Raw genomic sequence first — 16,916 nt, 5'->3', positions numbered from 1 at the left:
AACATGAAAAGGAAATTACTTATTTTCTGTCTTGTAGCCATTATTTCAATTCCTTTTTGGATGTGGGTAGCATGGCTAATTACCCCTAATAAGAAAATGGTGGTAGCTATTATAGACAAAACAGAGTCAGTTCGCGAGGGTCGACAACATCTGTCACTGACGTGGGTATTGAATAATGAGAAATATAGCAAAACGCATAAAAAGCTTTACGACGTTAGCAACGATTACTATGGCTTTTATCCGACAAAAAAATCTGAATTTAAAATTAAAGGGCTCGAACGATTTTCTTCTTCTCAATTGGAACAGCTAAGTAACGACTGCGATGTTGCTTATTATGCGGATACATACGGTATCTATAATAAGGACTGGGCAGAGCAGAACAACTTACCCGAGCGAGGTGCAGGAATGATTTATGGGGGGATGAGTCAGCAGGATATTGATTTCCTGAAAAAGGTTAAAAGCAAAAAGAAACTTGTTATTTCCGAATATAACATTCTCGAGTCGCCAACTACTGCCGAGATTAGAAAGCAATTTGAAAACCTATATGGATTCAAATGGAGTGGATGGACATGTCGCTATTTTGATTCTTTTGATCCTTCCGAAAACAAAGACCTGCCTTCGTGGGTTGTTAATAATTATAAAGTTAGAAATGCCGGCAAATGGCCATTTACAAAATCAGGGCTTGCTTTTGTAAGTAGCCTGGGGGAAGTTGTTATCTTGGAAGACCTTGTTCACTTAGATAATCCATTGCCATTTATTAGTCTTTCCAAGGGCGAGCAAACCAACTTTCATTTGAAAGACAACGTCAAATTTCCGTTTTGGTTTGACATAGTGGTACCCGATGCTGCTATCAATAGAGTAGTGGCTAATTTCAACATAGGATTTAATCAAAAAGGCCTCGACGAACTTAATAAGCATAACATTCCCACAAATATTCCGGCAATAATTAGTCACGAAGGAAACGACTATCAATTCTATTATTTCTCCGGAAGCTTTTCTTCTACCAACACACTCTCCGCTTCTTCATCGCATTACAAATGGATATCTGCTTTTAAATATTTTTTATATAACGAAGATGATACATTAGAAAGCATCAGTTTTTTTTGGACCTTCTATCAACCGCTAATGGTGACAATCTTTGAAAACTATTATAAAAAAATCGGTACCTATCGAGGGAAATAACGATTGTAAATTGAGTCTGGCAAAAGGGGGGCACCGTTAATAGCCCTCTCGTTCTTCTTTTTAAACTCGTTAAATGAGTGCAGCATTGTTGCGGCCTTAGCTTCATCTTCAACCGGAGACGATTTCAGGCCCTGCTTCAGCTTAAAGAGCTGCAAATTGTTCAATAAAATATCCCCTTCTAAAAAATCAACCAATTCTGTTTTTGTTTGAAGCAATGGATAAGCATGCTTGCTATTTAAGGATCGCATCGTATCTAAACCACTTCCCATCCATGACACCAGGGAAGGTAACTGTACGGGGTAGTTAGCTTTTATGTAAGCTAATATACTTGGCGTAATATCGAAATGCGTTGAGATTGAAGAGATTTTTGCAGTTCTTGTAAGCAGAGGAGAATATATTAACATCGGCACATGATACCGGTCTATTTTACTTGCCATCGGTATTTCGGGCATACGATGATCGCCTGTTATGAAGAAGATAGTATTATTAAAATCAGCCCGTTTAGAGTAGGTGTTAATAAAGTTTCTGATAGCATCATCAGTATAAAGGATACTTGCATATTGATACTTATAATCTCTATACTCCTTCTTTCTATCATCTTCAAAGCCTAGTTGCTGCAGCCGCCCTTCAAACTTATCCAGGTATTGTTGCTGATCATTAACCAAAAAAGGCGTGTGTGTCGACACTGTTAACACAATATCTAAGAAGGGACTTTTCGCAGCAGTTGTACGGTCGTTAAAATACTTTCTGAACAGCTCTTTGTCGCCGTATCCCCATGAAAATCCGTTGACACTTTTTGGCATTAAAGCATACCCGGGGCCAAAATTCGACTCATCGGTCACCTTATCAATATTGCTCTTTTTAAGAAACAGCTGCATATTGTCAAACCTCGAGTCCCCACCATAATAGAAGGAAGTATGATAGCCATTTAGTTTAAGTAAACTGATAAGAGAGAGATGGGGCGGCATTTTATCACCTGCTTCTGCAAAACCATTTTTATAAAAAGGTAGTGAGCCAATTACGGAAGGCAATACTGCAAATGTCCTACCTCCTTCACTTAAAAAATTCTCCCAGTAAATACTTTCATTAGACAGAGAATCGATAAAAGGAGTAAAATTTCCAAGGTAAGCTCCCTCATTAGTGAACGCTCTACCTAAACCTTCAACCAATAGTATTACAATGTTAGGGGGGCCATTTTCCTTACGCAGGAAAGGAGATAAAACATCATGAGTACTATCTCTATGAAGAAAAGGATAATGAGATTCATCTATATAATCAAATCTTGCTATGGAAGATTCTCTATCATCATCATCACCGATATAGGAGTCCGCATAAATATCGGTTTCAGTTTCTTCGGGAAAAAAATGCTCAAGTGATTGAGTTAAAAAGAAACCAGTTTTATTAATGGAAAGATTGTTGAGAAACTCTGAACTTTCGGCAGCACGGGGAACAGCAATAAAGGAACTGAGCGTGACAGATATAGCAGCTGTTATGGCAATTAATAACAATGCTCTTTTACCTATTTTAATTTTTTTAGGAATGAAATAAAAACCAGCCGCGCAGATCATAATTAAAGCAAGAACGCCGAAAACAAGTGCCATTGATACATGCCCGGACGCGCCAATTGTCTGCTTGATTTCTGCAAAAGAATATCCGTAAACATCGGCTCCCAAAGGCACTAAAGCCTGTGAAAAATAGAGTGTAAGAGATAGTTGGAGAATAAGATAGATGAAGACAATTCCTCCAAATACTATGTTGCTTAATTTTTTATTTAGAAAAAACAGAGGAAGAAAGATTAAAAGCTGAAGGGCGCAAAACCTACACCAGAAGAATAAGTCGGTTAGGAAAGCAGATCTATAAAGAGTAAACAAGCGTACTTTAGTCGAATGGAAATAAAGATTGTAATTAAGTTCAAACAACCGGAGCAGCAGAACTATAAATAAACAAATAATTGACAATAAGGCAAATGACTGTAAGGCAATAAATAATCGTTCTGATATTCTTTTAAGCTTTCCTGTAATCTCCATTTACGATACCTGGTTTTAATTCTAAAGTCTTTGTACTAAATCCGCTTCTTGTCATTTCGCCCCAACTTTTCTTATTTCTTAAATAATCAACCATTCCCATAATACTCGACCAAACCATAAAAGGATGGAACAAAAAAGGCTCTGTAACGGCAACTAATAAAAGCTTTAAAATATCACTCCTTCTTTTATACTGATGATAGCTTAGTACTTCCATTAGAATGGCAAAAGACGAATACATACAGCCAAACGAGATCATAAATAAAAGCATTGAAAAGAAAAACTTCCACTTTATTATTCCTAAAATAGTTGCTGTTAAAAATATCGAGAAGCCGACAAACTCGATAGCGGGGCCCATCATTTCAAAAAAGAACCAGTAAGGATAGCTGATGTAACCCATCAGCCCATAACGTTTGTTAAAGAAAATTATTTTATGTGCTAACAATGTTTCTATCGTTCCGCGCATCCACCTGTTTCTCTGCCTACCAAGAACTTTATAAGTTGATGGAGCTTCTGTCCAACAAAGAGGATCGGGGATGTATTTGACACAGTGAGGTTCATTTGTTTCAACCATATATCTTCTCATTCGCACAATTAACTCCATGTCCTCTCCCACCGTTTTCGTATTATATCCACCGCATTTGATTACAATCTCTCTATCAAATGCACCGAAAGCACCAGATATTAAAAGCAGGCCATTTAATCTTGTCCACGCCATCCGGCCCAATAAAAACGAGCGCAAATATTCGAGCGTTTGAACCCTTGCCAAGTAATTCTTTGGCAAGTTGACCTTCACTAGTTTTCCATCTTCAACCACACAAGAATTGGCAATTCGCACTACCCCCCCAGAAGCTATCACCCTGACTTTTGGATAATCGATAAGGGTTTTGATAATCTTCAAAAGCGCATCCTGCTCCAGAATGCAATCAACATCAATTGCAACAATATAGTCTTTTGAAGCAATGTTGATGGCAGCATTCAATGCATCAGCTTTACCACCATTTACTTTATCAACTATTATCAATTTCTTATAAACGGGATTTGTACTTTTATAGACCCCTTTTACATGCTTTGACGGAAGTTGTTTTTCGATAAAAAAATCAACCTTTCGTAATTCATAGGCACTTATCAACTTTTGCAGTGAGTCGTCCGTACTTCCATCATTGACGATGATAATTTCAAGGTTACTATAGTACATTGATAAGAGTGAACGCACATTGTCTATTATTCCAACTCCTTCATTAAAAGCCGGAGCTATAATGCTGACTGAAGGACCAAGCTCTGAGGTGGCTAATAAAGAATAGTCAGTTGAATTATTTTTTTTATAGTTCCTTAAGGTTTCACCAATTGAAACTATGGCAAACAGCACGTAGAAAACCAGCATGCAGGCGCAATAAAAATAGAGGATGTCGGTTAGCATTCCCGCAAGTATTTCAAACCATATCATAATTAAACCCCTGATTTTATATGAAGAAAAATTTGAGAATACTGGCCACCTCTCCTGCCGCAATATTCTTCAAGCAAATAGTTGCCCTTTGCCCCCAGTTTGCTCAATGCTTTTGCCGCAGAAATTTTTAGCGTATCGTCATCCACGGATAATACATCCAGTAGAAAATCTAACTGGTCCTGGCTCCCGATTTCTCCCATAACTTTTACAATCGATATTTTATTTTTCCGTGACTCAGTTGCAAACTTTCTCAATAGTATATCCACTGTATACTCATTATGTATCTCTTTCAAGCATTTAATGGCGAAAAAACGAATAGTCTCATTTTTATTTGCCAGGCACTTTATCACCTCGCCGTGCATTGTCCTCTGTTGAAATAGACCAATTAGTTTAAGGGTGAAAATGACGGATGATTCGTTGGGAGAGGTAAGCAAGAGATGTAAATCAGGAATGTCGGAAAAAGGCAGAGTAGATAGCATACTTAACAATTTCATTTGCTGCCACTCAGAGATAGGATAGTTTAAGACATTTAAAAACCACAATCCACCAAAGCCTGACAGGCGTACTAATGCACATTGCGCTTCCATTCGTATTAATTCATTTCTACTGTTTATCTCATGAAAAATCTCCGTCATTTTATGATTTTGCTCCATAATAGCCAACTCCTGAATCCCTTTTACAACATCGTTCCAGTTTTTGCTTTTAAGCTTTTTAGAAGAATCATCGTTCATGTTAAGAGACACGTATAGCTTAAGGAATTCTTCACCTGCTTTGCCTTTTATACTTTTACGTCCATTGATAATTTCATCTATTATAAATTGTCGACCTCCTTTTTTTGCCATTTGCTTTTTTAAGAAGTCAGATGTGGATAGACTTCTATTTAGGTTTTCTGAAAATGTTTCTTCACGGAGAACTTCATTAATTAGCACCTTACGAATTGATGCCTTTAGTTGAGTATGTAATACCTCTTTTCTATTTCTTAATGCTGCAACAAAAAATATAATTACCAATAAAAAAAAGGTAATAGCTAGTTGAATTTCCACAAGAAAGAGAACTTTTCTTTCCCGGGTTGCAGGGCGCGGTTGAGGCTTTTTTATTTCTACCAGTGCAGGTCTTTTTTCTTTCAAAAGAGTCGACGAAGAGTTGACGATCTTAGGAAGGACAATAGCAGCCCTAATGGCTGAGACAGTATCAGCACCCCCTACTACAGCTGACGCAAGAGCTTTTTGTGGTACCGCTATCGCAATTGTAATTGCAGGTTTTAGGTCTGTTATTGCAGCTTTTTTGCCAGCTTGTTTAACTTGTCCAAAGTGTCTAATACCAGCAGGTACAACTGTTTCAACGACCTCGTTATTCACTTCATTGGTGTGTAAGTATCCGACTAAAAGCGGTGACCCGTTTACCCGCCTGATTAATGGGTTATTTCCATTTTTTTTATATCGAATAAGTCTTCCAGGAATTCCTTTAATTTGAAAAAGCGGCACTAAATGTTCGTTAGTAAAAGCGATTTTATCTATTGAAGAATTGCGTTTAGTTAAAGGAATGGTTAGATATTTAGGAATGACGTCACCGTCGTAATATTCAAGATTATTATAATCAGCAATCTCTTCTCCTGTCAGGCCATAGCTTTTACCAATTGAATTAAATGTCTGGTGTGGTAATACTATGTGCTTTAGATGACTATTAGGGAAGGTGCTGTTAGGGCGCTGTTTCTTTTGGGCAATTAAAAAAAAACAGTTGAGACAAATAACCAGGGTTAAAAAACTTCGGAAAAAAATATTTTTAGGATAGCGATAAGAAATGAAAATGGAAGGCATTGAGTGTTTACAGAGGTTGACCAGTTAAAAAAAAATAACTACAAGCGCTTTATTTGTCAAAGCTTTTCATCTAATTGGTATAATGTGTTTCGTGCCTTCACTTTTACAAGCCGCTTAACTCTCAGAGAAAGTTCAACAAGACTAAAGGGCTTTGTTAGGTAATCATCTGCCCCTAATTCAAAAGCCTCTTTTACAGCACTTTCTTGCCCCATCGCTGAAAGAACTACTACAGCAATTTTTTTATTAACTCCATTTTTTATTTTGGCTATAATCTCAAGACCGGAGTAAAAGGGCATCATTACGTCTGTTATAATGATATCAGGAAGATATTCTTCAATTTTTTGAATTGCCTCTCTTCCATTGTTAGCTGTTATTACCTGGTATCCTTCTTTGATAAAAAAAGTTTCCAGGGTCATTAATATCATTGGATCATCTTCAGCTATTAATATTACCATACCTCAAGTCTTAATAGATCATCTTTAAAGAGACGAAAGTCCTCGAAAAAAGATAATCATGATTTTGCCTAAAGACCAAGCACGCTTATAAAACAAGCGTTTTAGCCTTTTTAGAATAATTAATAAAAAATCGTAAGAAGTAAGTTTTACGAAAAACTTATTTGAGGAATTTCAATGAAGTGGATTAGATCTTCTTATAGAATAATAGCTGAAACTATTGGGGGATTGTATTCGATTAAGAGGACTTTTAAACTGCAATAGTAGCATATAAGAGCATTGCGTTATGATAATGTGCTATTATGAAACAGCTCGTTAACAACTCTCTTAAGCTTTCTATAAACGTAAATAATAAAAAGTCAATCAAATCTGTTCAAATATAACTTATAAAAGTCAACGTTGCAATCTTAAAAAGGTATTATATGAGGAATTATATAGTACTCTTTTTAGGTCTCTTATACGATAATGTTTACTTCAGAAGAAATTCGATTCATCAAATTAGAAACTAAATAAATTACATTTATAACAAATCAATAAAGTATAACAGGCTTCGAAAATGAGACGTCCAAATTGCTACTTTTTAGGATTAATATTATTCTCAAACTTCATCTTAAATTCTTTACTGGGTCAATACAGTCGCAGGCAAAGCTTCAACGAAGGTTGGAAGTTTTTTAAGGGAGATATTTTAAATGCGGAAAAAGAAGCTTTGGATGATAAGGCATGGCGTGAACTTGACGTGCCCCATGATTGGAGCATTGAAGATCTTCCTAATCAATCAGACAGTGTTATTGGACCTTTTTCAAAAGCCAGTGTTGGAAGTACATCAACAGGTTATACCGTAGGTGGAACTGCATGGTATCGCAAGCACTTTAAAACAGCCGGCAATGGCAACAAGAAATATTCAATCTACTTTGATGGGGTTTATATGGACTGTGATGTGTGGATCAATGGAAAGCATCTTGGCAATCATCCTTACGGCTATACAGGTTTTAGCTACGACCTTACGCCTCATCTTCATCTTGCTAAAGATGGACGGCAAAATGTACTTGCTGTAAGGGTACGAAACGAAGGCAAGAATACACGGTGGTACAGCGGATCGGGCATTTATCGCAACGTTTGGCTAACAACAACCAACTCTGTTTTTGTGAAGGAACACGGTGTCTTTATAAGCACAGTAAAAGCTTCTGACCAGGCTGCTGATATAAAAATCAAGACCATTGTGTCTAGTGATGTAGGAACAGCACCTGCGACACTGCTAACAAGAATAAAAGATAGAGCAGGCAAAATTGTTTCATCAGTTAAATCAACTTTTATACTCGAAAAAGAAAATGCAAAAGAAATCGTTCAAACTATTAACATAAGTCACCCTTCGTTGTGGTCACCTGATCATCCTTCTTTATATACAGCCGAGACAGAGGTTTGGAGAAATAACCGGGTAATAGATCAGCTCGCAAATTCCTTCGGCGTGAGATCCGTTGAGTACAGCGCAACAAAAGGTCTTTTAATTAATGGAAAAAAAACGTTGTTGAAGGGCGGATCCGTTCACAACGATAACGGGCCGTTAGGCAGTGTTGCGATACGACGTGCAGAAGAAAAGAAGGTAGAACTGTTAAAAGCTTATGGCTTCAATGCAGTTCGTACCAGTCACAATCCTCCTTCTAAGGAATTTTTGAATGCCTGCGACAGACTGGGATTATTGGTAATTGACGAGGCATTCGATCAATGGCAGTTGCCAAAAAATCCGCAAGACTATCACCGGTTTTTTAATAAATGGTGGCAAAAAGATATCACGTCTCTTGTTGAACGTGATAGAAATCATCCCTCCGTAATTATCTGGAGTATTGGTAATGAAATAAAAGAAAGAGTTGACTCTTCGGGACTGGCCATAACTAAAAAATTAAAAGATGAAATTTATAAGCTTGATGGAACAAGGCCTGTGTCTGAAGCGCTTTGTGACTTTTGGGATAACAAAGGTTATAAGTGGGATACTACTGAAAACGCTTTTAGGCTTTTTGACATAGGCGGCTACAACTATATGTGGCAACAGTATGAGCCCGACCACAAAAAACACCCCGACCGCGTTATGGTCGGCACTGAGTCATTTGCTAAAAATGCTCTTGATAACTGGCAACAGGTAGAACTGCATCCATACGTATTGGGAGATTTTGTTTGGACCGCCATGGACTACATAGGAGAAACAGGTATTGGTCATGCAGAGTTAGATACGGTTGTTTCGGTGATAAAGAAGTGGCCATGGTACAACGGTTATTGTGGCGATATAGATTTGATTGGAGGTAAAAAACCGCAGTCCTGGTACAGAGATATTGTTTGGAAGCGAAGCAACCTGGCAATGCTGGTACATGCACCAATACCACAAGGGCACAGAGAAGTTATTACACAGTGGGGATGGCCAGATGAATATCCGACATGGAATTTTGAAGGCAGCGAAGGAAAGGAATTGCTTGTAAACGTGTACTCAAATTACCCCTTAGTTCAGGTTGAACTAAACGGAAAGGTTATCGGTGAAAAAGCGGTCTCGTTACAAACCAGGCTAACTGCCGATTTTAATATTTTGTATGAACAAGGAGTTTTAAAAGCGTATGGGATAGAGGAGGGTAAAAAGGTCGATTCCTTTACATTGGCAACAACGGGAAAGCCTGCGGGAATAAGACTGAGAGCCGATCGAAGTTTAATAAAAGCTGATCGAAATGACCTTAGTTATATAACGGCCGAAGTTATTGACGAAGCTGGAAGTGTGATACCAAATGCGACAATCCCTGTATATTTTACTATCACTGGCAATGCAAACATAGAAGCAACAGGAAATGCAAATCCTGCAGAAATGGCAAGTTTTAAACAGTCACAAAGAAACACTTTTCGGGGAAGATGCCTGGCTATAGTGCGACCAGTCGGAAAGCCAGGCAAGGTGATTTTAAAAGCTAAAGCACAAGGATTGAAGTCAGCAGAAATATTGATCGAAATAAAATAATGCCCATTTTACTTCGATAGTACCAGCTCTCAACTTAGAGCTAAATCGGCATGGTTTGTAAATGTTGCAGATTGCGTTTATGTACAAGAGTGCGACGCAACGGAAGTACATAGATATTATTAGCTGGGTCAAAAAAATTAATAACGCTGCCAGGTTTAAATGAAAACTCACTTCATTAAGTGGTTATTGAAAGCTACAATCAGCTTGAATAAATCTTCATACTCGTTTAAAGGCAATGTCTCAGCCTTGTCAAACACGTCATGATACGCCTTGATACCGCCCAGCGTGTATAGAAAAAAAGCCGGAACTCCTTTTTCTGTAAACCAGTAATGATCGCTGTTAGCAGCTTTGCCCAGGGCTTTGATTTTAGTGAGATAATGAGCGCTGTCATTTACCGCATTGAGGACACTAAATTGCTTTGGAAACTCGGTAGCATTTACCACAGTGATGCCCTCATCACCCGTTCCTTCAAGGTCGAGGTTTAACAGGAACCGGATATTTTTTAGAGGGAAAAGTGGATGTTGGATAAAGTATTTTGATCCCAGCAAACCTGCCTCCTCACCCGCGAAAGAAATAAACGCGATCGTAAAAGGCTGTGGGTTGGCTGAATAGTATTTGGCAAGACCGAGCAGCAAAGAAGTGCCGCTGGCGTTGTCATTCGCGCCCGGAAAATAAGTATTCGCACCCATGCCGCCGAGATGATCGTAATGAGCAGAAATGACAATGATAGAGTCAGGCTGCCGCGTTCCTTTAACCCAGGCACAAACATTAGCAGTTTTAAAGTCAGCTACTTGTTGACTTTCTATATCGGCCTGTATGGTAAACGGAATGTCGCCCGCAGCTTTCTTGTCTAATTGAATACTCGTGTAATCAGCTGCTGCAGGAGCTACAGACCACGTTAGTTTATTTTCGAGAGAAACAATAATGCGGTAATTGGGATTAATGAAATGGGTGCTGTCTTTCTGTTCGAGTTTTGCAGTCGCATGCACGCTACGACTATCGGGTGTTACAATGAAATCTTTACCAGGCACCAGCTTTTTGTTGTTGATCATAACCGCCATTCTTCCGGGGAAAGTGTTAACGGGATAACTAAAAGCCTGTAAAAAAGATTGATTGCTTATGGGAACCAAACCAAAGCCGGCAAATTGTTTTGCGATAAAATCAGCAGCTTTAGCCATTCCATTATTGGTATAACCGCGTCCCCAGAAGTTAGGCGAGGTAAGGGTATCAACCATCTTACGGGCAAAGGCAACATCCTGCGATGACGAGCGAAAAGACACAGATAGCAACAAAAGAACAAGCAATTTTTTCATAGGATTATTTGAGCTGAGCTACTAACGAATAATGAACTGGTAAAAGTCTACAAACTCTTTTCGCCAAGTTGCCTCGTTGTGTTTGCCCAGTGGATTCATTAAGCGGCGGGTCTCGTAGTTTCCCTTTTTCTCGATTGTAGCAATCATCTTATCCATGTCAGGAACCATCGCCTCACTTTCCTTTCCGCCTGCATAGAAGTAAAACCTTTTTATGGCCCTGCCCAAATCTGCTTTGGCAACCTCATCATAAATAGCAGGTGCAGTCCAGAATGCAGGGGAAAAAATTCCTGCTCCTCCAAAGACCTCTGGATATTTGATTACGGCGTACAGACTTATTAGTCCGCCCATGCTGCTGCCGGCGACAAAAGTGTGGGTCGAGTCTTTTAACGTCCTAAACTTTTTGTCGATAAAAGGCTTTAAAGTAAGCGCAAGAAAGTCGACATATTTGCTCCCCTCTCCTTTTCCATAGTTCTTAAAATCGTAGGGGTTGTATTCCGTCATTCTTTTATCGCCGCCATTATCAACACCAATAATAATTGCTTCTTTTCCTGTTCGGCGGGTAAGCGTATCCAATGCTTCGTCTATACCCCATTCGCCAAAAGGTGCCGTTTGTTCGTTGAACAAATTCTGGCCGTCATGCATGTAAATGACAGGATATTTTTTTGTGCCGGTTGCATAGCTCTTAGGCAGGTACACCCAAATCCTCCGCTTCCTGTCAAGCTGCGGAATTACAAAGGCTGTATCAAGCACCTTCACTTGTGCAGTCGCTGTATTTGGCTTAGGCTTATCAGGATAATCATCCTTCCAACCCGGAACATTGAAATCTTGTGCTACATCTTCCTTTACAATGATTTCGTGGTTTGGTACGTCTTCGCCTTTTGCAGTTGTCTCTACTTTATCGAAGCCACCACGAGTAAACTTGAATTCATATTTTCCCGGAGCAACGTCTTTTAAAATGATAGCTCTACGCGAAAGGCCGAAAGGCTTTAGCTTATATTTTTCATCCCTTGGGTTCCAGTTATTAAAATTACCCGTCACATAAATATCATCCAGCTTCTTCGCGCCCACCTCGTTCACAACCAATCTAACAGTATACTGACTGTAACTTTCTTTCCCAACTATGAAAAATAATAATGCTACCAGGAAGTGTTTCATTTCATGAAATTAAATGTTTCAGTCTAACTTGACTCGCTGGTAGTTAGAAAGGATTTGAATTAGGTTTTTTTTAAGAAGTAACTATTTTTATAAAATGAAAGTGAGAATATCAGGCAATAAAATAAGGTTCCGGTTGAAAGAACCCGAGGTAAAAGAATTCCAACAAAAAGGTACTGTTTCCGAGATGCTGGAATTTGGAAGTGATGAAAAGGATCAACTAAAATTTACATTGGCTGAAAATGAATTAGACGAAATAAACATCCGGTTCGTGCAGAATGAAACAACTGTATCTGTCCCAAAAACAAAAGCTGATTTATGGACCTCCACAGAACTGGTAGGTTTCGAGGCAGAGGTAGATACAGGAAAAGGTAAAACAGTTTCAATTTTAGTAGAAAAAGACTTCATGTGCATGGATGGACGTGAAGAAGAAAACGTTGGATCTTATCCCAATCCACTTGCTAACCTTTAGCAACGTAATCTAAATCTTCGACCTTAGTTTCCCCACTTTTAAGCCTCTTACAGTTTGAACCTTTTGAGGATAAAAACCCGCTTTTGTTTAATATCCACCCGTTCTCTGCAATAATTAATAAAACATGTGGTGGCATAAGTTGTGCAAGTATTGTAATTTGCATGAAATTTATAAAATGAAGCTTTTTGTAGCCGGACTTCCCAGTGATTTTGATGATACCGATTTAAAAGAAATGTTTGAATTGTATGGGGAAGTCATTTCTGCAAAAATTGTAATGGACAGGGCAACGGGAAAAACCAAAGGCTTTGGTTTTGTAGAAATGAAGAATAAGGCAGAAGCACTTGAAACGATCGAAGCACTGGACGGCGCCGGCCTTCCACGCGGAAAAAAGATAGTTGTGAAAGAAGCAGAAGAGCAACCGCCAAGGAACAGCAACTTTAACCGAAGTAATAATAACAGGGGATTTAATAATAACAGGTATTAGTTGCTTTTACGACCCATCAGCTAATGACCTTTTTCCCCTACATTTTCTCCAACCTTAAGAAGAATTTTTTCACAGGCAGAATAATTAATACCACAAAAATCCGTTAGCATACTAATAACTCTGGCACAGTTAGTGTTTGAAACATACTGAATTAAATTATTGGCACCGGCACTACTCTTTAAGAAGGACATAGGCCGGTGCTATCTATTTAGGCTTATTGTAACCGTTAAACCACTTGGTAAGAAGTTTTAATTGACCATTACCTCATCAATAAATATCCAAGGTTTTTCATCTTTAGCCTTTTCAGCTGCACTTCTTTTATCTTTGCTCTTTTCAGCTATAGGTTCTGCGCCTTTAACCTTTTCTTTCTTTGCTTTCTCTAATTCCGCTTTTTTAATTTTGGCCTCTTCAATTTTGGCTTTTTCACGTTCATCTTTGAGCCATGCCGGTATTTTGGATATAGGTTTTGCTATGATTTTAATAAAGCTAACGTTAGTTGGAGCAAATTCACACGTTATGGGAAAATTGTCATTAGGATCACCCTTAACGGTAGGTTTGGGCGAAAGGTGCATTAATAGCTTCAATTTATTTTTATCTGTCCCTCCCCAGATCTCAACACTGGCAGGTGGGAAAATGAGTCCTTTTACGTCACGTAGCGTGCTTAAAATCACGGAAGTTGCTGGTATTGGTTGCCTGAAGAAAAGTAGGGCTTCTAAATTATTATCCCTGAAGCCCAGCCATTTTCCTGAACCCCTTCCCGGGTCGCTTTTCACCAGGTCATTTAATGTCCGGCCTTCCTTCGCTTTATATTTTGCGTCCGCCGGTTTTAGCAATTCAATGCTATCAGGAACATAGCGACTTGTAAAAAAATAACGTGAAACAACATCGCTGCTATACCAGCCCGGCTTTACGGCCCTCGTTTTTAGCTCAAACATCTTCTGTACCTGCAAGTCGTTTTTAAAGATCGGAGAAGATATGCTGTCAGGATCGGTGCCATCAGTTGTATAGCGAATAGCTGTTCCGGGAACATAGTGTTTTAATTGTACAGCTACAGGTTTTGTAACAATTGAGTCCCCATTTGCTATGATCGGTGGTGTGAGTTTCATTACTACTCCCGCAGCATCGAAACCTGTTTCAAAATGTATTTTACCTTGTTTGTTTATTGCTGCCAATGCAGTTGGAGAAATTCCCGTATTCCAGATAAAAACCGAACGCAGCTTTGGAAACTCCTGCAAAACTGCTAATTGTTTAGCCGTAACCGCTGTGCCCGTTAGCGACAGGCTTTTAAGCAGTGGAAGCTTTTTTAATTGGTCAAGGGTATTACCGGTGATGGCAGAATAGTTCAGGTTAAGTGTACGTAAATTAGTAAAGCGCGCGATCGTTTTTAGATCTTCATCTTTGACTGGCATCTTACTAAGATTTAGTTCGACCACCTGTTGATCTATGTCAGCAAGTTCCGCTAATTGCTTACTGCCAAAATAAGGACTATTGTAAAAATTAACTACAAGAGCAGGAGATTTCGCAGCGATGGGGTAAATAACACGATTTGTATTATTAAGCTTTTTTATAGTGTTTTCATTTGCAGCGGTAAAGTCATATTTTTCTTCTGAAAAAGCTTTTAATCTTTTGTAGGCAATTGTTCTTAAAGTATCCGAAGGAGGTAATTCAATTACCTTTTTATTCATATCAGCTCCCCCTTTGATCCACCTTTCGAGTATCACCATTTCCTCATCAGTTAGCTGAGGTTTCCCTGAAGGAGGCATATGTTCCTTTTCATCTTCGGGTAAATGTATCCGCTGCATCAGTAAACCAAGATCTGCTTTCGTTGTGTCCCAAAGCCTACCATCTTTTCCACCCTTTAATAGTAAACCCGCGGTTTCCATCACCAACTCTCCTTTAGCTTTTTTGCTGTTGTGGCAAGACAAGCACTTAGCCTCCAATACGGGTTGTACGACATCAGCGTAAACAAAAGCTTCTTCAAATAGAACTGTCTTTCGCTCTTTTTCAGGTGTTATTGGTGCCATCAAAAAATTTTCTCCATGCGTGATGGCTGCGCCTAAATCTCCTGCAACTATGATTGTTATCAGCATAACAAATGAAGCCGAAATATTAAACCACCTGCTTACGTTTTTTGCAGTACTTATCCAGTACCAGAAAATCAGCAAAAAAGCAATGATGGAACCTGCCCATTTGTGTGTTTGCAAAGCGTCTGGATCATACCCCGGTTCGCGTGATAAGAGAAGGCCACACAATGCTGTGATAACAGAAGTGATAGAAGATAATAGTAAAAGATCGGATGCTATCTGTTTGTAGTGACTATTGCTGACTGCAAATAAGATCCATAATACGTACAAGACAATAAGTGCTATCGGAAAATGGAGCAATAAGGGATGCATCCTCCCTCCCACCTGCAACCATGCAGGAATCACCATTTTATCACTGAGTAATAATAAAAAAAGGAGTAAACAATTAAGTGCGAAGGTGATATTGAAAAAAGCGTTCTTCCAGCGGGTCATGTAGGTTTAGGGGTTTAAACTAATCAAACTACCGGTTCCAATTTATAAGGATACACGTGGCCGGAGTTCCATTGGGCCACATACATGTTTTGCTCGTCGTCAATGCACACGTCATGGGGATATTGAAATACATCGCTGCTTTGGTGCATTTCACCAGGCTTACCATTCTCATAAACGGCGGGAGTACCTCCTAAGTTAGAGACGACTTTAAAATTTTTATCTAACACCGTTACCCAACCTGAAGGCTTATCAGGAGCGGAACTGCTTTTTAAAACAGCAGCATATAAATGGTCTCCGTTGATCACCGGCCGACAAACCCATGCACCAGGTAGTGGAACAGTATTGATGTATTTACCATCCATTGTGTACCTCTTGAAAGCATTTTGCTGACGGGAGGTGACAATTAAAGTTGTTTGTTTCTTATCTCTTTTATCTACACATATTCCGTGAGCGTTCAACAGGTTTTCATCCTTATCGCCCCTGCCGCCGAAATGCCTGATGTACTTACCCGAATGATCATACTGTATGATAAAATCTTTTCCGTAGCCATCTGCCACATAAATATCTCCGTTCGCTGCAATGGCTGTCTCAGTTGGAATGTATTCCTCCGCCTTCGTATATTTTTCTGTTTCTTTCGGGTAATCCAATGTCATCAATACACTTCCTTTGAGATCGGTCTTAATAACCTGGTGGCGGTTGTTGTCGCAAATAAATAAAACTTCATGGCCGTTCTCGTTGAATAACGTCAAGCCATGTCCGCCCGGATACTCATGCCCCCAGGTGTCAATCAACTTACCTTTTTTATCGTAGATAATAATGTTGTTTTTCACTTCATTGGTCAGCAGAATTATTCTCCCTTTGCTGTCCTGCACCATTTCATGGCAATCTTTGACTGGGTTCTTGGAGAAGTCGACCTGGCTCCATGCTTTGTTGATGCGGTATTGTTTTTTACCCTGCCCCAGCATTAGGTCGTCCCTCTTATTTGCTTTCAAAATGGCGGGAGCACAAAACATTCCTGCTGCAGCTAAACCAGTGTTCCGGATAAATGAGCTTCTTTTCATCGGGATA

Annotated in this window: 12 protein-coding genes; 4 read left to right on the top strand and 8 right to left on the bottom strand. The window is 39.1% G+C overall.

From position 1 onward, the window contains the following. Positions 1-3: 3 nt before the first annotated feature. Positions 4-1,182 carry a hypothetical protein gene (locus SAE01_RS06695; RefSeq protein ID WP_147202898.1) on the top strand — a complete coding sequence of 393 codons (1,179 nt, stop codon included), beginning with the start codon at positions 4-6 and terminating at the stop codon, positions 1,180-1,182. Here the strand turns inward: SAE01_RS06695 and SAE01_RS06690 are convergent. The 4 genes from SAE01_RS06690 to SAE01_RS06675 are packed head-to-tail and all read right to left on the bottom strand — an operon-like array spanning position 1,167 to position 6,925. Further along, positions 1,167-3,209: an LTA synthase family protein gene (locus SAE01_RS06690; protein WP_147202897.1), complete on the bottom strand. Its 2,043-nt coding sequence runs from the start codon at positions 3,207-3,209 to the stop codon at positions 1,167-1,169. The two genes, SAE01_RS06695 and SAE01_RS06690, sit on opposite strands and share 16 nt — an antisense overlap. After that, positions 3,187-4,653: a glycosyltransferase family 2 protein gene (locus SAE01_RS06685; protein WP_147202896.1), complete on the bottom strand. Its 1,467-nt coding sequence runs from the start codon at positions 4,651-4,653 to the stop codon at positions 3,187-3,189. The genes SAE01_RS06690 and SAE01_RS06685 overlap by 23 nt, the downstream gene beginning before the upstream one ends. Positions 4,654-4,655: 2 nt before the next feature. Then, positions 4,656-6,470, bottom strand: a complete 1,815-nt coding sequence (locus SAE01_RS06680; protein ID WP_147202895.1) for a HEAT repeat domain-containing protein — start codon at positions 6,468-6,470, stop codon at positions 4,656-4,658. A gap of 56 nt (positions 6,471-6,526) precedes the next feature. After that, complete coding sequence (locus SAE01_RS06675; RefSeq protein WP_147202894.1) at positions 6,527-6,925, bottom strand: response regulator transcription factor; 399 nt, start codon at positions 6,923-6,925, stop codon at positions 6,527-6,529. A 553-nt stretch (positions 6,926-7,478) separates the two neighbouring features. Here SAE01_RS06675 and SAE01_RS06670 point away from each other — a divergent pair. Further along, positions 7,479-9,911, top strand: coding sequence for a glycoside hydrolase family 2 TIM barrel-domain containing protein (locus tag SAE01_RS06670; protein ID WP_147202893.1), 2,433 nt, complete (start codon positions 7,479-7,481; stop codon positions 9,909-9,911). A 167-nt stretch (positions 9,912-10,078) separates the two neighbouring features. On the opposite strand, the gene SAE01_RS06665 is transcribed toward SAE01_RS06670, so the two are convergent. Then, positions 10,079-11,224, bottom strand: coding sequence for a M28 family metallopeptidase (locus SAE01_RS06665; RefSeq protein WP_147202892.1), 1,146 nt, complete (start codon positions 11,222-11,224; stop codon positions 10,079-10,081). 21 nt (positions 11,225-11,245) lie between these two features. Beyond that, positions 11,246-12,379, bottom strand: a complete 1,134-nt coding sequence (locus SAE01_RS06660; protein WP_147202891.1) for an alpha/beta hydrolase-fold protein — start codon at positions 12,377-12,379, stop codon at positions 11,246-11,248. Positions 12,380-12,473: 94 nt separating this feature from the next. On the opposite strand from SAE01_RS06660, the gene SAE01_RS06655 reads away from it, so the two are divergent. Both SAE01_RS06655 and SAE01_RS06650 read left to right on the top strand, forming a co-directional pair. Continuing rightward, positions 12,474-12,848: a DUF7009 family protein gene (locus tag SAE01_RS06655; RefSeq protein ID WP_147202890.1), complete on the top strand. Its 375-nt coding sequence runs from the start codon at positions 12,474-12,476 to the stop codon at positions 12,846-12,848. 175 nt (positions 12,849-13,023) lie between these two features. Continuing rightward, a complete protein-coding gene (locus SAE01_RS06650; RefSeq protein WP_147202889.1) occupies positions 13,024-13,332 on the top strand; it encodes an RNA recognition motif domain-containing protein in 309 nt (102 codons plus the stop codon). A 248-nt stretch (positions 13,333-13,580) separates the two neighbouring features. On the opposite strand, the gene SAE01_RS06645 is transcribed toward SAE01_RS06650, so the two are convergent. Continuing rightward, positions 13,581-15,848: an FN3 associated domain-containing protein gene (locus SAE01_RS06645; protein ID WP_147202888.1), complete on the bottom strand. Its 2,268-nt coding sequence runs from the start codon at positions 15,846-15,848 to the stop codon at positions 13,581-13,583. Positions 15,849-15,871: 23 nt separating this feature from the next. Next, positions 15,872-16,909, bottom strand: a complete 1,038-nt coding sequence (locus SAE01_RS06640; protein WP_147202887.1) for an NHL repeat-containing protein — start codon at positions 16,907-16,909, stop codon at positions 15,872-15,874. Positions 16,910-16,916: the final 7 nt, after the last annotated feature.

Origin of the sequence: Segetibacter aerophilus, assembly GCF_007991655.1 — a bacterium.
GTDB classification, from domain to species: domain Bacteria; phylum Bacteroidota; class Bacteroidia; order Chitinophagales; family Chitinophagaceae; genus Segetibacter; species Segetibacter aerophilus.
This window is presented reverse-complemented; position numbering and strand designations above follow the sequence as displayed.